This is a genomic window from Shewanella sp. SM29, assembly GCF_025654245.1.
In the GTDB taxonomy this organism is placed as follows: Bacteria; Pseudomonadota; Gammaproteobacteria; order Enterobacterales; family Shewanellaceae; genus Shewanella; species Shewanella oncorhynchi.
On the sequence record NZ_JAKKRN010000001.1, the window covers coordinates 265188 to 284808 of the forward strand.

Consider the following 19621-nt stretch of genomic DNA (forward strand, 5'->3'; position numbering starts at 1 on the left):
GAACGTGTCTGTCTCAAACTAATTAAGTGGATGTGTTGCTAAGTCTTGGGTCTGTAAATTGACCCCTAAGCCGCGATACTGTCGATAACGTTCGCGAGCGACCGCTTTATGCTGATCGTCATTGGCAACAAAATCGATAATGTGGCCAAAGTTTACCGCAAATGGGGGCGCTTGGTCTGCAAGATTAATCAGAACTTGGCGACTTTTGTTGGCGCCGAGGCGATCAAAACCAATTTCTACCGGCGATCCCGTCATCGGGCCTTCACCTTTGAGGTTATGAGGTACAAAGGCACTTGGCTCAAACTGCCATAAAAGTTCATCAATTGCATGGGCTTGCTGTTTATCTTGGCAATGGATATAGACCCATTGTTGCTTCACAAAAGCCTGTTGCGCCAGTTGGCATGCCAGAAGATGCATCTCGCAAAGTGCAGGGTTCGCATTCGTGGTTTCAACAGGTGAATCAGCCTTGGCTTTGGCAGGCGATGCCACTGGCGGCATAAGATAAAACAGCACTTGAGTCATGATTTCAATGCCTTGCTTCACTTGTTTTAATGGCGAACGAGAGCAGCAGTTTACACTAAAAGTCAGTATGGGTTAATGCTTAGGGCAAACCTTACGGTGAGGTTTTATCTATCACTGTCTGGCTGGACTTAATGGGATGCTTTCAAACCGTTGGAGATGAAGAGGGTAGAGCTATAACTCTTTGAAAAATGATTCTAAAACCATTAGTTGTTCAGTTTTTTATTCAAGTTCTTATTCAGGAAATCGATTTTCTGATTAAATTAAGAAAATAAAAAAGGCGAAGATGAAAATCTTCGCCTTTCATTTATCGAGCCTTTAACACACTAAGGCCGGATAGTTGGTTATTCGCCGAGTTCAACACCAGCACGATTGATCAGGAACTGAGTCAATAGTGGCACTGGACGGCCCGTAGAACCTTTGTTAGCACCGCTATTCCAAGCTGTGCCCGCAACGTCTAAGTGAGCCCAGTTGTACTTTTTAGCAAAGCGCGAAAGGAAACATGCTGCTGTGATAGCACCTGCTGGACGGCCACCTAAGTTGGTCATGTCAGCAAATGGGCTGTCGAGCATATCTTGATACTCATCCCACAATGGCATGCGCCATGCGCGGTCACCACTTTGCTCACCGGCACTTAATAGTTCGTGTGCCAGAGGGTTATGCGATGAGAACAGACCCGATGCGTGTTTACCAAGGGCAATCACACACGCGCCAGTCAGGGTTGCAGTATCGATAACTAATTCAGGATCGAAACGCTCAACATAGGTTAATACGTCACATAGGACTAGACGGCCTTCCGCATCGGTATTTAACACTTCAACGGTTTGGCCTGACATAGTGGTCAGAATGTCACCTGGACGGTAAGCATTACCCGATGGCATGTTTTCACAGCCAGCCAGAATACCCACAACGTTGATAGGTAACTTCATGTCACAGATGGCTTTCATAGTGCCGATAACACCCGCTGCGCCACCCATGTCGTACTTCATTTCGTCCATGGCTTCGCCAGGCTTCAATGAAATACCACCCGAGTCGAAGGTTAACCCTTTACCGACTAATACGATTGGTTTTTCTGTGCTATCGACAGCGCCTTTGTACTCCATCACAGTCATGATGGATTCGTTGGCACTGGCGCGACCGACTGCAAGGTATGAGTTCATGCCCAGTTTGGCCATTTGCTCTTCACCGATAGTGGTGACATGCAGAGTGTCGTGTATTTCAGCCATTTGGCGAGCTTGTGAAGCTAAATAGGCTGGATTACAGATGTTCGGTGGCATGTTGGCCACATCGCGACATAAGTGCATGCCAGCAGATACTGCCATACCATGCTCGATGGCGCGCTCACCTAAGGTTAATTCACGGCGAGTCGGGACATTGAACACTAATTTACGCAGTGGACGGCGAGTTTCACCTTTGCGAGTCTTCAGGGCATCAAAGCTATAAAGACTGCTATTAGTGGTTTCAACCGCTTGACGTACTTTCCAATACGTATCGCGTCCTTTCACGTGCAGTTCAGTTAAGAAGCAAACGGCTTCCATTGAACCCGTTTCGTTAAGGGTGTTGATTGTTTTAGTGATGATTTGCTTGTATTGGCGTTCGTCTAGTTCTCGTTCTTTGCCACAACCCACTAATAATACACGTTCACTCAATACGTTAGGAACATGGTGCAGCAATAACATCTGGCCAGGTTTACCTTCCAGATCGCCACGACGCAGTAGGTTACTGATATAACCTTCGCTAATTTTATCTAATTGCTCCGCGATACCCGACAGACGACGGGGTTCATAAACACCGACCACGATACAGGCTGAGCGTTGTTTTTCGGGGCTACCGCTCTTTACGCTAAACTCCATGAGCACTCCTAGATTCTTAAAGACAAATTTTTATATTTATTGGATAATGTCTGCTTGTCCCGAAAAGGGCCTAAGTTATTACTCCAAAGGTGATTTATTCTCGGTGCTTGAGTCACGCATTTCGTGACGTTAAGTTTACCTAGAACCCCTGAAGCTGGTCAGAAAACTATCAAAAGTAAACAGTTTACATGAAAGTTAGTCTGTTACCAGCAAAAAGATAAGTTTAGAGACCGGATCCTGCCTGTGATTGTATTTAAATACCTTATTCGAGAAGTTTTAAAGGCACAAATTGCGGTACTTTTAGTGCTGTTAACTATTTTTATTAGCCAGCATTTCGTGCGTATACTGGCCGATGCCTCCGACGGCGATTTTCCCGCCTCTTTAATCATGACTCTGATTGGGCTTAACTTGCCTTATCTGGTGATCTTAGTGCTGCCGTTAAGTTTGTTCTTGGGTATTTTACTGGCCCACGGCCGTATGTATTCCGAAAATGAAATGGTCATTCTCCACGGTGTTGGAGTCAGTGAGTGGTATGTCACCCGCGTGACGCTGATCCTCGCCGTGATCAATATGCTGTTTACTGGCTATTTATCCCTTTATGTAGCCCCTTGGGCAGAAGAACAGCAAAACCAAGTGCTCGAAAAAGCCCAGTCCGAAGCGGGTCTTGCTGCCTTAATCCAAGGGCGTTTTCAGGCGAGTCCCAATGGTCGCGCGGTATTATTTGTTGAGCGTATTGGTAAAGATAACGAGTTAGATAAAGTGTTTGTAGCCCAGTTGCCAGATCCTGATGATGAAACTGGCGTGACCAATGTCGTGGTGGCTAAAGGTGGACGAGTACAGGAAGATAGTTCAGGTGCTCAACAATTGAACTTGAATGACGGCGTGCGTTATCAAGGCAGCCCGAAGGCAAAGGACTACCAAATGATCGAATTTGGCGGTTATAAAATGCAAATTAAAGAGCAGCAAGTTGATGAGCGTCGCCGTAAATTATCTGCACTGCCCGTTGATGAACTCGTGAAAATTGAAGGTGCTGAAGCCGCTGCTGAATTCCACTGGCGTCTTGCTATCCCGCTCGCGATTCCTATTATGACCCTGATTGCTGTGCCGTTGGCGCGGGTGAATGTGCGCCAAGGTAAGTTTGCTAAGATGTTCCCAGCAGTACTTTTATATCTTGGCTATTTTGGGCTAATGGTCGCGGGACGTAAGGCATTGCAAGATGGGATTATTCCATTGTATTTAGGTATGTGGTGGATCCATGTTTCTGCGCTCTTGATGGGGTTATTCTTGCTCGGCAAAGATAGGCCTATTTTCAGTCGTATATCGTCCTTGTTTGCCAATAAGAAGGTGGCAGCATGAAGATATTAGACCTTTATATCGCCAGAATATTGTTAAGCACTTCAGCGCTTTGTTTGCTGGTGTTGACTGGTTTGTCGGGCATCATCAAATGGGTTGATCAGCTGCGTTTAGTTGGCCGTGGCACCTACAGCATGATGGATGCTGGCATCTATGTTTTATTTTTAGTGCCACGGGATATTGAAATGTTTTTCCCTATGGCCGTCTTGCTAGGCGCTTTGATTGGTATGGGAATGTTGGCATCGAATTCCGAACTTGTGGTGATGCAAGCTTCTGGCATGTCACGTTTACAGATCACTATGTCGGCGATGAAAACTGCTGTGCCTTTGATGTTATTGGTGATGGTTTTAGGGGAATGGGGCGCACCGATTGCTGAGCAAAAAGCCAATGAGTTGCAAGCTGTTAAACTCTCTGGTGGGAGTTTAATTAAGTCCCATCGTGGAATTTGGGCAAAGGATGGTGATTTGTTCGTTAATATTGGTGAAGTTGAAAACATCAATAAACTCAGCAATATCACGCTTTATAAATTCAATAGCGAACTTAAGCTCACCAACGTAGTTCACGCAGACCGAGCGGTATTTTCCCAAGATCGCTGGCGTTTATTTGACGTTAAACGTACTGATTTAAGCTATGAAAAAGTCGTGCTTGAGTATCTTGAAGAAGACCAATGGCAGTCGAGTTTAACGCCAGATAAGCTCAGTGTGGTTTCGATTAAACCCGAGGCGTTATCTATACGTGGTCTGGTCGGTTATCTTGATTACCTTAAAACTAACAGTCAAGATCCCAGCCGTTATGAGCTTGCTTTATGGCGCAAGGTGATGCAACCCGTGACGGTCGCAGTGATGATGTTAGTGGCACTGTCGTTTGTATTTGGTCCGCTGCGGACTGTGACTATGGGTGCGCGCGTATTACTTGGGGTCGTAGCAGGTTTTAGCTTTTATATCAGTAATGAGATTTTTGGCCCCATGAGTATAGTGTATGAGCTACCTGCTTATGTGGGGGCTGTTGCGCCAAGCTTGTTGTTTACTGGCGTTGCCTTCTACTTTATCCGGCGATGATACGCAGCTTATTACTCCTTACTCCGGATTCCGTCAATTAAAAATAGCCCATAAAAAACGACGCTGTTGCGTCGTTTTTTGTATTTCGGATTTACTTAAGAATAAACTTATGCCCCATGCCAGTTACGCATTTGGTTGGCTTCTTTAGACAGTACGACCACCTCTGAGCGAGTCATCATATCCTGCAGTGCGCGCTTATCATCATTGATTAAAATCCATAAATTGCCAATGCCGAGCAGTGACCAAATGATGCGAGCGTAGGCAGTGATCAGGCTTAAGTTTTGGCCATTAGGATGCTGAATTTTAAGCCGCCAAGCGCGCATCCCTAAGGTTTGACCGCCCTTACTCCAGAATAATGCGTAGAAAGTGCCGACACACAAGGCAAGCCAGAGTTGATAAATTCCCTGATAAACTGGCGTGCCATTGAGTGCATCTGAGACATGTTCAAAGCCATTCATGCCAGCCAGTCCTGAAGCGGTGAGGCCGTAGAAAATCCCAAAGCCCATTGCGCCCGCAACCATATAGACGGCCACGGCTAACATCGAATCGTAAATTGCAGCGCCTAGGCGGCGGAAGAATCCTGCGCGGGGGAAGTTAGCATGTTCGGTATTGAGCATTACAGTGTCCTGTTATTGAAGTGCTTACAGCTAATACAAAAAACAATTAATACATTAGCCTAGGCTTCAGGTTCTTCATCTCTGACAAAGTGGATATTGCTAAAACCAAAGCGGGCAAACTCTACTTTCCTGAATTCTTTTTCAGCCTTAGCACCTTTACGAGATGTCATGGCGACTTGTTGTTCCATAGCCAAAAATTTGGTCAGATCTATGCCTTCGGCTTCGGCCACAGCTTCATATAAATCATGGTGTTTGTCGTAGCTAAAGGCGATAGTTTTCGTCTTACCTTTGAAGGTATAAGTGACTTGACGGGCCATGGGAGTTCTCCTGAAATAAGTCTGAAATTAATTAAATTCACTTCTAAAAATAAAATACACAGCACCTAAGATGCACAGTCCTGCCCACAGATAATCGAGCTTCAATGGTTCTTTCATATAGAAATAGGCAAAGGGGACAAACAAACTTAAGGTGATGACTTCTTGTAATATTTTTAACTGGCCGACATTCATTACTGTGTAGCCGATACGGTTAGCTGGCACTTGCAGCAAGTATTCAAATAGGGCGATACCCCAGCTCACTAAGGCCGCAATAATCCAAGGTTTTGAGCCTAGCGTTTTCAAATGCCCGTACCAAGCAAAGGTCATAAAAATATTACTTAAGCAAAGTAAACCGATAGTGGTTAGGGTTGGATTCATTTTTCATCTCTATGATTAAATTTATAAATCATATACATAGCATCGTCAGTATAGCTGCCAAGACATTTATCGATTGCTTTAGGTTTAAAACCCATTTTAAGCCAATAGCTGTCGGCACCTTGTACGGCTACGAGGGATAAGGAATTGAGATTATAGCGATCCGCCAATAGTGTTAGGCGGGTCAGCGCCTTAGCGCCAGCGCCTAAACCTTGGGCTTTAGCCGAAATCGCAATATCGTGTAGGTATAAGGTATCAGCCTTGGGTAAATGGGTGATGGGCTGATATAGTGCTGGCGGCATATTGGCGGTCCATGGGTGGGCCAAGCAATAACCGACAACCGACTTATCTACTTCGAACACAAAACAGGACTGAGGTGATACCTGCCATTTACTTTGCAGGACGTGCAGTGGCTCAGGATCCAGTTGTGAGTAACACTCGTCTTGGATCGCTAAAATGGCATCCCAATCCTCTGGGGTGATTGCACGCAGTAACATGGCCGACATTTATCCTGTTTCAAGAGTTCTGTTGAAGGAACTCCGTGGAAAGAGTCCTGATTCAAATAAGCTCGGCATTATAACCTCAAGCAGCGTTAAAATGCAGGCTCCAGCGGCAATATAAAGCGCTTTAAAACCCGTATAAACTGAGCTTTCAGCGCTTGTATACCCAAACAACCTGAAGATACAGGATTCAGCGGGAATTTAACGCACTTTAGGCAAGGCGGTTATTTGCAGACCTAGCGGGCTAAGTAAAAAATAACCAACACAGCATAAAGTGCGTTAAAACCCGCCGGGACGGAGCGCCTAGGGCACTCCACTTCCGTGTTGCATCAATTCAAAAGGTGGCCGACATTCTGTCATTGATGCGCCTTGAATTGATGCACCCTAGGCGCTCTGAAACTCGACTCTTCAGGTAGCTTGGGTATAAGCATTAGCAGCGGTTAAATACCCAGATATCGTTGGCGCAGGTGACGCTCAAGATATTGACCATTTAGGGTTTCGCCCGTTGCTTGGCGTATCAGTTCATCGGTTGTGAGCAAAGATCCCTTAGACCAAATGTGTTCACTCAACCATTGGAATACAGAGTTCAACTTGCCTGCATCGATCAGGGTTTCAATTGGCCCTAAGGCTTTTTCCATCGCAAAACGACATTGGGCGGCATACATGGCGCCTAAGGTGTAACTTGGGAAATACCCTAGTTCACCAACGGCCCAATGAATATCCTGCATGCAACCGTCTCGGTAGTTGCCATCGGTATTAATCCCCAGTAGTTGTTGCATCTGCGTCGACCAAAAATCAGGCAAATCCTCTACGGTTAAGCTGCCGTCGATAAAGGCTTTTTCTGCCTCAAAGCGCAGTAAAATGTGGCAAGGATAGGTGACTTCATCTGCATCTACACGGATAAGTCCGGGCGCTACGCGGGTGTAATGCTGTGCTAATTCTTGGGCGCTAAAATGACAATGAAGATGTTGCGCAATTTTAGGCTGCAATTGTCGTAAAAATGCCGGATTTGCCCCGAGTTGCATTTCGCAGAATAGACTCTGGCTCTCGTGGATACCCATAGAACGCGCCAGTCCTGCAGGTTGTCCACGCCACGCTTTAGGTAAACCTTGCTCGTATCTGGCATGGCCTGTTTCATGAACTATGCCCATGATAGCACTGCTAAAATCAGCCTCATTGTAGCGGGTCGTTATCCGCACATCGCTTGGCACGCCGCCACAAAATGGATGACTGCTGATATCCAGCCTGCCGTGGTTAAAGTCAAACCCTAGAAAATCCATTACGTCTCGGCCAAGGGCTTGCTGCGCGCTAATATCGAAGGGACCATTTAGCGTTAACTTAGGCTCGTTTGCCTGTTTAGCCAGCACTTCTTGGATAAGTGTCGGTAGCCAATCTTTCAGTCCGCCAAAGGTTTGCTCCAGCTTTGGCGAGGTCATTCCCGGTTCAAATTTATTGAGCAGGGCATCATAGGGGGAAATATTCTGGGCTTCGCCGCGGATCTGCGCTTCTTCCTTAGCAAGTGCAATTACTGCTTTAAGGTTTGGTTTAAAGCCTTGCCAGTGATTATTTTTACGTTGTTCACGCCACGCATTTTCACATTGATAGGCCATTTTAGTTTTGGCTTGCACGAGATCGCCGGGCACTAAATTTGCCTGTTGATATTGGTACTGCATTTCCCGCAGGTTAGCTTGTTGTTCCGTTGTGAGAGATTCGTCCGTCGCGCTGTGTAAGTGTTCGGCTAAGACGGTTGAGGTTTTGAGTGTGTGGATATGTCGCGCCAGTTCAGCCATTGCATCGCCGCGATCGCTATTACCGCCCATAGGCATCATGGCTGCTTGATCCCAGTCACCTAGAGCGCTGAAATGTTCAAAGTGAGAAATTTTTTGAAAATGTGCTGTCAGTTTATCGTAACTTGGTGTTGGTACTTTGCTCTTGGGTGAGTCCATGGAATTTCCCTTCTGGCGCATCAAATTCTGCGCGAATAAATAACAATAACAGGATGATAATACAATGACGTCAACAGTATACTCAAACAACCTGAAGATGCAGGACTCAGTGGGCTGATATTAACGCTATAGTAACGCACTTGAGGCAAGGCCATTTATTGCTCCTGAAGAAATGGCATCCACGCCATATATGGCGATTACGGCTATTTGCAGCGCTAGCGGGGTAAGTTAAAAAGAGAGTTGTAGTGTTAAAGTGGTTTTCGATAGGGTACTCGTAGCGAAGATGGCCACGCGATTTTGGCGCAGCAGAGTGATAGTCAAAATCTATTTTAGGGACAATTTTTAGTTTGGAAATTGTGCTTGCCTTGCTATTCTGTTGTGGTTAAGTCGATAATTACAGTGAAATAAATGGAATGCTGTATTGTTCAAGGAGATGACTATGTGGGCGTTTTTAGTTGAACAGCCTAATTTACCTTACACCATAGCTTTTGCCTGCGTACTGGCCCTTGGTGTGTTTGAAGTCTTCGCATTATTCATAGGTTTAAGCATGTTAAGTGCGTTAGACCAATGGGTACCTGCTGATGTGGAATATGATGCTGATGTGGGCGCGGGTGGACTCACGGGCATTGCCGGTTGGCTGTGCCTAAATAGACTCCCATTACTTATTTGGTTTGTGCTTGCGCTGACCAGTTTTGCGATTGCGGGTTATATCGTCAATTTTATCAGTGTTAGTCTTGCCGGTTTTTTACTGCCGCAACTGTTCACTTTACCCATTGCTATTGTCGCCAGTGCATTTTCTTGCCGTTATTTTGGCCGAGTGCTTGCTGATCATTTGCCTAAAAATGAATCGAGTGCGATCTCGCTAGATGATCTTAGCGGCTATGTCGGCACTATCACCTTAGGTTGCGCAATTAAAGGCATGCCCTCTGAAGCTGTCGTTCGCGATAAACATCAACAAAAACATTACGTTTTAGTCGAGCCCGAAACTTCGGATATCGAGTTTACCTCAGGCACTCAAGTCGTGCTGCTTAAGCGAGAAGGCCGAGTCTGGTCTGCTACGCGTTTTGATAATTAATCTTCCCAAGCCATAAATCAATTGAAAGGAAATCAAATGGATGTGTTAACAAACGTAGGTTCATCCGGTAGTTTTATTTTGCTCGTTGCGGGTATGGTGCTACTCGGCCTGATTGTGATCGGGTTAATTTTCGCCAAGCTATATAAACGTGCAACCAAAGAAATGGCCTTTGTGCGTACCGGCTTTGGTGGTGAGAAAATCATTAAAGATGGCGGCGCTATTGTGTTGCCTGTATTACATGAAACCATCTCGGTAAACATGAACACTCTGCGTATCGAAGTGGAGAAAACCCAGAAAGATGCGCTAATCACTAAGGACAGAATGCGTGTCGATGTGAAGGCCGATTTCTACTTGCGTGTAGCCCCACATTCCGATGGTATTTCAATGGCAGCGCAAACCTTAGGCACGCGTACAAACCGTGTTGAAGAGCTTAAAAAGTTGATGGAGTCTAAGTTTGTCGACGTGCTGCGTGCCGTGGCAGCCGAAATGACCATGACAGAGATGCATGAGCAGCGTGCCGATTTTGTGCAACGGGTGCAAAATAACGTCGCCAACGATCTGGAGAAAAACGGTCTCGAACTCGAATCGGTTTCATTAACGGGTTTCGATCAAACTGATTTGCAGTTTTTTAATGAAAACAACGCATTTGACGCCGAAGGTCGCGCGCGTCTGGCGAAGATTATCGAAGAGAAGCGCAAGGAAACCAACGATATTCAGCAGGAAAACCGCATTAAGATCGAGCAGCGTAACCTCGAAGCTGAAAAGGAATCCTTAGAGATTGAAAAGTCGGAAGAAGAAGCGCGCCTGATCCAGCAACAGTCGTTAGAATTTAAACGCGCCGATCAAAAAGCGGAGATTATTAAGCAGAAAGAAAACAAGGCTCGTGAAGAACGCGAAGCCGAGATTGCTAAAGAGCGCGCCATCGAAACCGCTGAAATCGAAAAGACCAAAGATATCGAAACCCGTGAGATTGAAAAGTATAAGTCGATTGAGCAATCGCGCATTCAACAGCAAAGGGATATCGAAGTTTCTGAGCAGGAAAAACGCATTGCGGTTGCGGCCAAATCTGAAGAAGAATCAGCTGCCCGTGCCCGTGCAGCTGAAGCCGAAAAACTGAAAGTTGAAAAAGAAGAAGCGGTAATCACAGCGCGCCAAGTGGCAGAAGCTAATCGTCGCAAAGAGATTGAAGTGATTGATGCCCGTAAGGAAGCTGAGCGTGATGCAGTAGGCGTAACAGTGCAGGCCGAAGCTGAGAAACGTGCAGCTGAAGACAGATCGAGTGCGATTCTGATTGAAGCGCGCGCCAGTGCCGATGCGAAAAAACTGCAGGCCGAAGCGGATGAAAAAGTGTATGCCGTTGAAGCTGCAGGTAAACAAGCACTTTATGAAGCAGAAAACGTTTTAAGTGATGAGCAGATCGCCCTGCAAAAATCCCTCGCCATTTTGAAGGCCTTGCCTGAAATTGTGGCCCAAGCCGTTAAGCCGTTAGAAAACATCGAAGGTATTAAGATTCTTCAAGGTTATGGTGCAGGTCATCAATTTGCTGCGGGTGGCGAAGGTGCTCACCATCAAGGTGGCATCGCAGAGCAAGTGACCAGTGCAGCGTTAAACTATCGCGCCAATGCGCCTGTTATCGATGCCATGCTCAGGGAGTTAGGGTTAGTGAATGGCGACTCTGGAACTTTGAATGATTTATTGAACGGCAATAACACCTTAACCGCCGAAGCCTTAAGTGGTGTGACCTTGTCGAACTCTAGACCTAAGGACTATAGCCAAACGCAGGTAGTAGAGAGCCAAAGTGTGCTCAAGCCTTAATCTCAACGACATTAAACTAAGTCAAATCAAGTAAAGCACTCGCCGTTGCTCTTTTGAGCCTTGTGCGGACAAAAGATTGATAAATAGGACGAATGAAATAAAACCGCTCACCATTATGGTGAGCGGTTTTTTTTGGCATTAAATCAAATCTAACGGCTTATTTGTGTACCTTGTCGACCCCCGATGAGCGACCTTCGGCATGACAGGTTGCGCATGACTCCTGTCCTGATTGGTAAATTCGACCACCGCTGGCATCACTTTGGTAAACTCCGCCAAAGCTGCGTGCATGGACGACTAAACTATCGATAAGCGTGTGACAAGCCGTGCAGGTTGCTAAGGTCGGTGAGTACTCGGCAATTTGCCCTATGTTGGCTGCATCGGGTGTCGCAACTAACAGGGATTGTTGTGCACTTAGCCCCTCGAGACTGAGCTGTCCTGCGCTATGGCAAACACTACAGTTATTTTTTGCATTAGGGTAAGTGAGTTCGGGACGTGGATTATCAAAACCCACTACAGTGCGGGTTCCCGCATGCAGTGAATGCACCATTTCCCTGTAGCTCAAAGTATTGTTGATGGTGCGATAGGGCTTGATTTGGCTGGCCCCAGGAGTATGCATCACATTGGCATTGAGATACATAATTGCATCATTACTGTGGCAACTTTGACATTGCCCATCGGTCAGTGCGGTTGCTGTTTGCGGTGCATGACAGGTGCCACAGCTGCTATTGGGGTCAAAAATTCCTTTCATTTGATGCGCCGACAGAACTCTATCTTCTAATCCTTGATCATGACATTGGCGACAGGCCTGTTCATCGACCTTAGCTTTTGCCGTAACAGCTTGACCTTGCAGGCTTAGCGAATTAATGGCACTGAGACTCACCTCTTGATTTGCGATATTACAGTTAACGGCAAAGCCGGTATTTTTATCGGCACAGAGCACCAGTTTACTGTAGAGTTTTGACTGACTCAGATCGCCAAAATCGGCAGCCGACAGGTTAGATATAGTGACTGTTAGCTGATTGGGCGCGGTAATTTTTAAGGCGACGTCGCTCGTGTTTGCTAATAAATCCCACACTTTACGCTGGCCGTTATTGATTGGCATGTTCGCGCTATTTGTTTCACCTGTGGCAATCAACCAGAAGGATTTTATCATAGGTTGACTGGCGGGCAGTTGCTCCATTTGCTGCACTTGCAATGTCACCGCAAGGGTCTTAGCTTCAACGCTTAGCTGCGAACTCAGTAACTTAACTTGGTAATCGCTCACCAGCTTAGTGGCTGTTTTCATGGCGGCATTGTGGAAAAGCCCGACACCTTCAGGATTAGTGCTATCAGGGTGGCAGCCGCTACAGCCCAGTGCCCATGGGTTGGCAAAAATTTCCCTGTTGTGGAATAAACCCGCTACAGTACCATTCCAATCTGCGGGGATTTGCGCTTTGTGACAGTCAAGACACGCGGTTTTACTGGGGATATTACTATTGCCACTTTGCGCCGTTGCGCCGGGAATATGGCATTGCTGACATTGGGTCATATCACCGGGAAAGGTCACATTGGCGTAGTCATATAGCTGTCCCTTGTAACCTACAATTTGATATTTGGCTTGGTGGATCTGGTGTGTCAATGTCGCCATATCAAGGCTATTACCCGTTTCAGGATCGCCAGAGTAAGTCGTGTGACAGACAACGCAGCCCTCAAAGGCAAAACGTTTATTGCCGTGCATCAAAAGGCGAGTATCGGTATTGGCTAAGTCTGAGTTATGACAACGAAAACAGGCTTGTTCCGGCGCGATCACTTTACGGCTCATATCCGCCGCGACTGTCTGTCCTGTGGCGGGCACAAAATCGTACACGCTGTTGATCAACTGAGTGTCGATTGGGCTATTTGCGAACGGTTTTAACTCTAGGTAAATCCTGTGGGTGAGCTCAGGCGAGTACTGGGTATCTATCCCCGTAAATTGGGAGTAACCCGTGAGTGGTTTACTCAAAGTGTAACGGTATTGGCCCGCGCCTAAGGAGGTTAGACACGCCGTTTTACAGTTGCTTTCAATGCCTGCTTGCCACTGAGTCTGTGCATTCGCTTGGGCATTTGTGGCAGGTTCTACTTGATTATTGATGTAACTGGTCCATTGCAACGCAGCATCTGTCGCGCTTGCTGCAGAGTTAGTGACTTCTGTGCCAGTTGTTGCCATAGCATTCGCCGCGGCTTGGGTGATTTGATAGTGCTCCTGCGGCGGTGCTAATTTGGCAATACCGACACCTAAGGTATCTAGCTCCTTCAGGTTTTCTAGCCCTGTGACCGCAATACCATTGGCATTGCTGAGGAAGAAATCGACCTGTACATGGGTTTGCGCATCGATAACCACATTTTCTATTGTCGCTTTGAGTGTATCCGCTTGTTCAATGCTGATACTCACAATCCCTGGTGGACCTTCTTTCCCATCGTCACCATCGGAACAGGCTGTCATCAGACAGACTGCGACTGCCATTGGCGTAAAGATTTTCCATTGAGAACGGGTATTCGTTTTCATCATTTTCCATTCCTTTTTAATTAGATTCTGTCGGGACTCTAATCGGAATGTATGCGGTATAGATATTAACTTAGTTATGAGTCGAGTTGCACTTAATTAACCAAATTTAAAAGTTATTTGTTAATTATATTAAGGTAATTTGATGTGAGGCATTATTTGAATTTGCTAGATGTTGAATTGTTAATTCTTGAAAACGTTACTCTGACGCATGTCGTGTAACTTGATCTAATAATGCCCCAATATGGGTAATTGTGACGCAGGTTAAAAATCAAAGACATAATTACTTTAGCATAAATTGTCGGGAATCAAAGTGTATGCATATTTTAATTATATTGCTTTGACTAATAAAGGATCAAATATGATTACCAGAAGAGGAATGCTTAAAGGCGGTATGGGCGTTGCTGTCGGTACAGTTTATAGCGGAACATTAATAAGTTTTCTGACCGGTTGTGGCAGTGACAGTAATAGCCAAGAGATAGTAGAGGTCATGCCTGGTGGACTCATGGTGGTGAACCCTACGGTTTGTGTTAGCTGTAGACGCTGTGAAATTGCCTGTGGTTGGAACCATGAAGGGGATAGCAGTCCGACACTTGCCCGCGTCAAAGTAGAAAGAAATATGAACTATGGCCCACATGGTGTGCAATTTGACTATGAAATACAACGAGGAGAATGCGGCGATAAAACCGTTGTTCCTTCTACTTGTCGCCACTGCGAAGTTTGCACTGAAGTTTGTCCACAGCAAGCTATTTCAACGAATGAACAGACTGGCGCCAAAGTGATTGATGAAGAACGTTGTGTCGGATGTGGTTATTGTGCAGATAAGTGTCCTCAGCAAGTCATTAAAGTTGTTCGCAGTAAAATGAAAGCCGTCAAATGTGATTTATGTAACGGTAAACCTGCCTGCGCGCAAGTTTGTCCTACAGGTGCAATTAAATTTTATAACTGGGAAGAGGCTGAAGCTGCATTAGAACAATACGAAAAATATACCGGCTTAGTTTCTTAAATTCAGGAGAAATAATATGAGTGATAAAATAGGTGGTTGGGCGGGTAAAGTCCTCAGAATTAATTTAACAACTAATCATATATGGTATGAGCCAATCAATAAATATTATGACTATATCGGTGGTATGGGGATTGGTTATAAAATATTGTGGGATGATCATAAGGATAATATTACAGCAATCGACCCAGATAATATTATTGTCTTTTCTGCCGGACCATTAACGGGTTCAGGCGTTATTTGTACTGGACGAACAACCATTACTTCCCGTAGTCCCGTAATTGAAAAACATCTGATTGCCGATGGTCACTTTGGTGGGCATTTTTCACCCGCAATGAAATTTGCGGGGTTCGATGCGATTGCAATAGAAGGCAAAGCGAGCAGTCCTGTGTGGCTTAAAATTGTGGATGATAAGGTCACGATTGAACCTGCTGACGCCCTATGGGGTAAAGGTATATTTGATACCCACGCTATGATCGCGCAAATGATGGGACCCAATGCACAAGTCGCTGCGATTGGCCAAGCGGGTGAAAACCAAGTGCCTCTTTCTGTCATTATGACTCAGGGCGGGCATTCAGCAGGTGGTCATGGCTCGGTAATGGGGTCCAAAAATTGTAAAGGGATCGGCATTATCGGCACTGGCGCCGTTAAAATCGCCGCCAATAATGAAAAGATGCGTGCCTTAGATGACCATATTTTAGGTATTATCGGTGCCAATAATAATGGTGTCGTTCCTTCAACGCCGCAATCTTGGGCTGAGTACTCAGCACCCATCAGCCGCTGGAAATCTCGGCCCGGTTTGAAGTGGGGCGCTGCCGATCAAGAAATTGATTTAGGCGAAGTGCCATGGAATGAACGCAATCGTATTGGGTTTCGAACTTCAATGGCAGAAAGCTACATAGGTGTGGAATATGCCAATAAGTGGATGAAGCGTACGGGAGGCTGTCATTCATGCCCAATACGTTGCTTCTGCGAGCTAAAAGTCCCTGAATTGAAAAGCAAATACGGTCGTAAAACCGAACATATATCTAACGTCTGTATGGGATTCCTCGTACCACAGTATTTAATGGGCACCAAAAATGGTACAGAAGCACATGCGATGGCGGGCGCTTTAGGGGCTCATATTCTCGATGACTATGGTATTTGGTGTAACTATGGCTCCATTTCTCATCTATTTAAATTCCTAAAAACAAAGGATATGTTTAAGCATTTATTACCTGAAGATGAATTTAACAGTATTCCTTGGGCGCTCTGGGATAACCAAGATCCTGCTTTCTTACTTGATTTTTATCGCCGAGTGGCGTTTAAAGAAGGTGAAATCTCCCATATGGCCGACGGCTTATATGATTTGATCAAGCGTTGGGGGTTAGATGGAACCAATCCCAAGTTAGGTAATTGGGATATTCATAAAGAAAGTGCCACTAAGGTATTCAACAAGAAAACCAATGCTGCCGTGCACCATGCTAGTGAAACCGCGGGTCAGGTGGGTACGTTAATCAACGTCGTCTTTAACCGTGATGCTCAGTGCCATTCCCACATCAACATAGTTAACAGTGGTTTGCCACACGATATGACAGTGGCGATTGCCGAGAAAAAATGGGGTGAAGGTGCATTCGATAAGGTGAATTGGTATACCCCAATCAATGCGGCTAAGATCCGTTTTGCAAAATGGTCGCTGGTGAAAAACGTATTACATGACTCTCTGACACTGTGTAATTGGATGTTCCCATTGTTGGCATCACCGGATAAAAATCGTAACTATGAAGGCGATAGCACCATTGAATCGCAGATGTTCAGTTTAGTGACTGGGATTGAAACCACAGAAACGGAATTGGACTTTAAGGCGGAAAGAGTGCTGCATTTACACCGTGCCTTAACCGTATTGCAAATGAATGAAAGCAATATGCGCGAAGAGCATGATGTGCTCAGTGACTGGGTTTATGATTTGAATCCAGATAAAAACTTCGGTCAAGAGGGCACCATCAAGATGGACCGCGCTGACATGCAAACGGCGCTGGACATGTTCTATGAAGCCTTTGGTTGGGATATTCAAACCGGTGCGCCAACTCGGGCCACGCTCGACAAGTTTAGCCTAGGTTTTGTTGCCGATAGATTGGCGGCGCGAGGCCTGTTACCCAGTTGAACTCTATAGTTGGACACTATGATTGAACTTGTCGGTTATATCAGGGTATTTAGCCAACACGGACGCTTAGTCACGGCGGAGCAAATCGCCGCCGTGGCAGGGCTCGAGTGGGATAGTGAGCAAACGGTTAACAGTTATATTCGCCTGATCCTCAATGAGGCTTACAAGGATGTGCAGATGCGTTTGTCGGATAAGCGGTATTTCTTCTATTCCGACAGAAGCATAGTTGAACGTTACGCTGAGCAATGGTTAGCATTGGAGCGGGGTGAAGCGTTTGAGGCGATTATTGCCCAGATCCGTCGCAATAGTTGCCGCCATACTGAGGTCTATCTGGAGAGTGTACTGACGTTTGCCCCCTATCTTTATGATGAGCCTACATTAGCCAATGTGCGTGAGCAATTACCACAACAGCTTGGGGCCGAGGATATCCATTATGCAGTGGACAATCAGGGGAAAGGTTATTACTACTCGACTCTGGGATTGAGTCACAGCTATGCGGCCGTCCTCGCTAATTATGATCCTTGCGAATGGTCAAACTGAGATTCTGCGACCTCATTGATATTGATTAAGCGCCTTCGGGCGCTTTTTATCGCAAATACCTCATATAGCTAGCGTGAGATTAGCTTGCCAGCGTTTGAGTGTACTTTTTGATGATTTCGTCAATTTTACCATTGGCCTTCAATGTCGCTATGGCTTGATTGATGGCAGGAAGCAAATCGGCATGTTCTTTTCGCAACCTAAACACTAAGTCACCATCAGAATGCACTGCCGCCAGTGCGACAGGGATCCGCAACTGAGTCGACCAATACAACGCCGGGTAATTACCAGCAATAACAGCGTTGACTCTGTGTTTATCTAAGGCTTTGATCAGCTCCTGCTCTGAGGTAAAGTCTGCACGGATAAAATCTTTATCGTCGTGATATAAATAACCGCGCACTGTACCTATTTCTTGGCCTTTTATCTGGCTGATATCTTTATATTTACTGACATTCTCTGGCAATGTGACCACATATTCAGTGATTTGCATTATGGGGGTCGATTTGACAAACAGCGGCCCTAAATCCTGCTTTTCAAACCAACTAGGGCTGACGATATCAAAGTCGAGTTGACCGGTTTCTAGCGCATTATTGGTGCGCTTGGGCGGCAGGGCGAGGATTTCACCTTTGATTTCAGCCATAGATAAGATCATCGGAATAAGCTCAGTGATCATCCCCGGCGCCTCGGCTTGATCACCGATAAAATACGGATACCAAGAATAGGAGCCAGTGATATTGTATTTGAGCTGTTCCGCAAAGGCGTGCTGTTGAGTCAAGCAAAGGGTGAACAAGGCAAATCGAACTAAGTGTTTATACTGCAAACATCGCTTAACCATATTGCTTTTATCCTTGTTATCTCTGCTTTAGCCAAGACCTATCCGATAGTCATTCTATCTAAACTGTGTGAATGAATTGTTTATTGGATCACAATCAGTCACATCCGCCATATTCAAGCTATTTTCTGCTTTTCGCTGTTATACCAATCACATTAAATATCTAATCAGTTCAGAGCCTCACAGGCATCTCAATCCAAGGCGCATTGACGCAGAAATGGTTATTCCCTTTTAAGTCAATGCAACACCGGAGTGGGATGCCTGTGTGGCTCCCGAAGGGCGGCTGATGTTCACTACATGGCAACGCGCTTTATACTGCGTTTAAGGCTTTCGGCAGAGCACCACTATGCCGAAAGCCTTCGCCTTATCTAAAGCGCGTTGAACTCCCGCTGAATGAACAGATATTTAATACGATTGGTATTACCTTAAGCCAATAGCTGACACAAAGCTGGTTGCTGATTATTAGGGAAAATTTGATAGGTTTTATGGTGCTTAATCAAGCTAGTTTTTTTATTGCCTTGACTGAGCAATAACCCATGGGACAGGGCGATACGCGTTAGTGTCTGTTCATCGGCGCGGACATATAAGTTGATTGGCTTGATCAGCTGATTGTCTTTAATATGTTGATTAAATTCTTTGGCATCAATCACTAAGCTAGATTGACCATCACCATCGAGTTTCAGCTTGGCACTGATTTCAGTGTCAGTAAAGACTAACCAATCGGCTTGTTTTAAGGTTTCTATCATGGCATTTAATGCCGTGCCTAAAGCGGGCTCAGATGTCTCAATTGATTGATATTGATACACTATCCTTTCTAGTAAACGCTTGAGTTCGGCGCCCGCACCTTGGCTGCGAGCCAAACGTATCCAAGCCGTGAGATCGTCGGCTACCAGTTTAGAAAAGCGTTTTTCCTTTAAGGACTCGACCATCCAATTACACAAAAAATGACTTTCCTGCGCAGAGGTGCGCTGGGCTTTCTTGGTCTGTGCTGAAGCGGTTAAATCGGCAAGACCCGCAAGGGCGAGTTCGAGCACAGCTTGGTTATAGGTTTGAGAATTCATTATGACTCCGCCGCGGGCTGAAGTGATGTTATCTATTTGAACTTGGACGATATTGATTGCGGCGGAGCTAGTTTAGCAAAGCGGCCGCTAAATCGA

The 19621-nt window shown here is 45.7% G+C and carries 17 protein-coding genes; 7 read left to right on the top strand and 10 right to left on the bottom strand.

Going from position 1 to position 19621, the window contains the following annotated elements:
* Positions 1–18: 18 nt before the first annotated feature.
* Together L5L77_RS01220 and pepA are read right to left on the bottom strand one after the other, a co-directional pair.
* Entirely contained in the window at positions 19–522 is a 504-nt protein-coding gene (locus L5L77_RS01220; protein WP_263221848.1) for a DNA polymerase III subunit chi, read from the bottom strand.
* A 341-nt stretch (positions 523–863) separates the two neighbouring features.
* A complete protein-coding gene (gene pepA, locus L5L77_RS01225; RefSeq protein WP_006082597.1) occupies positions 864–2372 on the bottom strand; it encodes a leucyl aminopeptidase in 1509 nt (502 codons plus the stop codon).
* 243 nt (positions 2373–2615) lie between these two features.
* Between pepA and lptF the strand changes: the two genes are divergently transcribed.
* Positions 2616–3728 (top strand): LPS export ABC transporter permease LptF, encoded by a 1113-nt coding sequence (lptF, locus tag L5L77_RS01230; RefSeq protein WP_113939369.1) that lies wholly within the window; start codon positions 2616–2618, stop codon positions 3726–3728.
* Entirely contained in the window at positions 3725–4783 is a 1059-nt protein-coding gene (lptG, locus tag L5L77_RS01235; protein ID WP_105251819.1) for an LPS export ABC transporter permease LptG, read from the top strand. Before lptF ends, lptG begins: the two co-directional genes overlap by 4 nt.
* Before the next feature lie 107 nt (positions 4784–4890).
* Here lptG and L5L77_RS01240 read toward each other — a convergent pair whose 3' ends face one another.
* From L5L77_RS01240 to L5L77_RS01260, 5 genes are all read right to left on the bottom strand, one after another.
* The gene (locus L5L77_RS01240) at positions 4891–5400 is read right to left on the bottom strand and encodes an RDD family protein (RefSeq protein ID WP_131523600.1); all 510 of its coding nucleotides are present in this window, start codon (positions 5398–5400) and stop codon (positions 4891–4893) included.
* Positions 5401–5459: 59 nt separating this feature from the next.
* Positions 5460–5717 carry a DUF2960 domain-containing protein gene (locus L5L77_RS01245; RefSeq protein ID WP_006082593.1) on the bottom strand — a complete coding sequence of 86 codons (258 nt, stop codon included), beginning with the start codon at positions 5715–5717 and terminating at the stop codon, positions 5460–5462.
* A 27-nt stretch (positions 5718–5744) separates the two neighbouring features.
* On the bottom strand, positions 5745–6095 hold the full coding sequence (locus L5L77_RS01250; protein ID WP_006082592.1) for a DMT family protein: 351 nt from the start codon (positions 6093–6095) through the stop codon (positions 5745–5747).
* Positions 6092–6589, bottom strand: a complete 498-nt coding sequence (locus L5L77_RS01255) for a GNAT family N-acetyltransferase (protein ID WP_113939489.1) — start codon at positions 6587–6589, stop codon at positions 6092–6094. Before L5L77_RS01255 ends, L5L77_RS01250 begins: the two co-directional genes overlap by 4 nt.
* A 443-nt stretch (positions 6590–7032) precedes the next feature.
* A complete protein-coding gene (locus tag L5L77_RS01260) occupies positions 7033–8538 on the bottom strand; it encodes a carboxypeptidase M32 (RefSeq protein ID WP_263221849.1) in 1506 nt (501 codons plus the stop codon).
* Between the two features lie 439 nt (positions 8539–8977).
* Here L5L77_RS01260 and L5L77_RS01265 point away from each other — a divergent pair, with 439 nt between their 5' ends.
* Positions 8978–9613, top strand: coding sequence for a YqiJ family protein (locus tag L5L77_RS01265; protein ID WP_263221852.1), 636 nt, complete (start codon positions 8978–8980; stop codon positions 9611–9613).
* A gap of 36 nt (positions 9614–9649) precedes the next feature.
* The gene (locus L5L77_RS01270) at positions 9650–11428 is read left to right on the top strand and encodes a flotillin family protein (RefSeq protein WP_028761347.1); all 1779 of its coding nucleotides are present in this window, start codon (positions 9650–9652) and stop codon (positions 11426–11428) included.
* Between the two features lie 157 nt (positions 11429–11585).
* On the opposite strand, the gene L5L77_RS01275 is transcribed toward L5L77_RS01270, so the two are convergent.
* Positions 11586–13955: an OmcA/MtrC family decaheme c-type cytochrome gene (locus L5L77_RS01275; RefSeq protein ID WP_263221854.1), complete on the bottom strand. Its 2370-nt coding sequence runs from the start codon at positions 13953–13955 to the stop codon at positions 11586–11588.
* Between the two features lie 355 nt (positions 13956–14310).
* On the opposite strand from L5L77_RS01275, the gene L5L77_RS01280 reads away from it, so the two are divergent.
* From L5L77_RS01280 to L5L77_RS01290, 3 genes are read left to right on the top strand one after another with little or no spacing between them, the layout of a single operon-like run.
* On the top strand, positions 14311–14955 hold the full coding sequence (locus L5L77_RS01280; RefSeq protein ID WP_105251824.1) for a 4Fe-4S dicluster domain-containing protein: 645 nt from the start codon (positions 14311–14313) through the stop codon (positions 14953–14955).
* A gap of 16 nt (positions 14956–14971) precedes the next feature.
* Entirely contained in the window at positions 14972–17095 is a 2124-nt protein-coding gene (locus tag L5L77_RS01285) for an aldehyde ferredoxin oxidoreductase (RefSeq protein WP_263191274.1), read from the top strand.
* A gap of 18 nt (positions 17096–17113) precedes the next feature.
* Positions 17114–17635 (top strand): hypothetical protein, encoded by a 522-nt coding sequence (locus L5L77_RS01290; protein ID WP_028761343.1) that lies wholly within the window; start codon positions 17114–17116, stop codon positions 17633–17635.
* A gap of 79 nt (positions 17636–17714) precedes the next feature.
* On the opposite strand, the gene L5L77_RS01295 is transcribed toward L5L77_RS01290, so the two are convergent.
* Together L5L77_RS01295 and L5L77_RS01300 are read right to left on the bottom strand one after the other, a co-directional pair.
* Entirely contained in the window at positions 17715–18467 is a 753-nt protein-coding gene (locus L5L77_RS01295; RefSeq protein WP_263185716.1) for a substrate-binding periplasmic protein, read from the bottom strand.
* Between the two features lie 422 nt (positions 18468–18889).
* On the bottom strand, positions 18890–19525 hold the full coding sequence (locus tag L5L77_RS01300) for a DUF2913 family protein (protein ID WP_263148865.1): 636 nt from the start codon (positions 19523–19525) through the stop codon (positions 18890–18892).
* Positions 19526–19621: the final 96 nt, after the last annotated feature.

Excerpts from the sequence above, each read along its gene's own strand:
- L5L77_RS01220 (WP_263221848.1), bottom strand. The coding sequence starts at position 522 with ATGACTCAAGTGCTGTTTTATCTTATGCCGCCAGTGGCATCGCCTGCC.
- pepA (WP_006082597.1), bottom strand. The coding sequence starts at position 2,372 with ATGGAGTTTAGCGTAAAGAGCGGTAGCCCCGAAAAACAACGCTCAGCC.
- lptG (WP_105251819.1), top strand. The coding sequence starts at position 3,725 with ATGAAGATATTAGACCTTTATATCGCCAGAATATTGTTAAGCACTTCA.
- L5L77_RS01240 (WP_131523600.1), bottom strand. The coding sequence starts at position 5,400 with ATGCTCAATACCGAACATGCTAACTTCCCCCGCGCAGGATTCTTCCGC.
- L5L77_RS01245 (WP_006082593.1), bottom strand. The coding sequence starts at position 5,717 with ATGGCCCGTCAAGTCACTTATACCTTCAAAGGTAAGACGAAAACTATC.
- L5L77_RS01250 (WP_006082592.1), bottom strand. The coding sequence starts at position 6,095 with ATGAATCCAACCCTAACCACTATCGGTTTACTTTGCTTAAGTAATATT.
- L5L77_RS01255 (WP_113939489.1), bottom strand. The coding sequence starts at position 6,589 with ATGTTACTGCGTGCAATCACCCCAGAGGATTGGGATGCCATTTTAGCG.
- L5L77_RS01260 (WP_263221849.1), bottom strand. The coding sequence starts at position 8,538 with ATGGACTCACCCAAGAGCAAAGTACCAACACCAAGTTACGATAAACTG.
- L5L77_RS01265 (WP_263221852.1), top strand. The coding sequence starts at position 8,978 with ATGTGGGCGTTTTTAGTTGAACAGCCTAATTTACCTTACACCATAGCT.
- L5L77_RS01270 (WP_028761347.1), top strand. The coding sequence starts at position 9,650 with ATGGATGTGTTAACAAACGTAGGTTCATCCGGTAGTTTTATTTTGCTC.
- L5L77_RS01275 (WP_263221854.1), bottom strand. The coding sequence starts at position 13,955 with ATGATGAAAACGAATACCCGTTCTCAATGGAAAATCTTTACGCCAATG.
- L5L77_RS01280 (WP_105251824.1), top strand. The coding sequence starts at position 14,311 with ATGATTACCAGAAGAGGAATGCTTAAAGGCGGTATGGGCGTTGCTGTC.
- L5L77_RS01285 (WP_263191274.1), top strand. The coding sequence starts at position 14,972 with ATGAGTGATAAAATAGGTGGTTGGGCGGGTAAAGTCCTCAGAATTAAT.
- L5L77_RS01290 (WP_028761343.1), top strand. The coding sequence starts at position 17,114 with ATGATTGAACTTGTCGGTTATATCAGGGTATTTAGCCAACACGGACGC.
- L5L77_RS01295 (WP_263185716.1), bottom strand. The coding sequence starts at position 18,467 with ATGGTTAAGCGATGTTTGCAGTATAAACACTTAGTTCGATTTGCCTTG.
- L5L77_RS01300 (WP_263148865.1), bottom strand. The coding sequence starts at position 19,525 with ATGAATTCTCAAACCTATAACCAAGCTGTGCTCGAACTCGCCCTTGCG.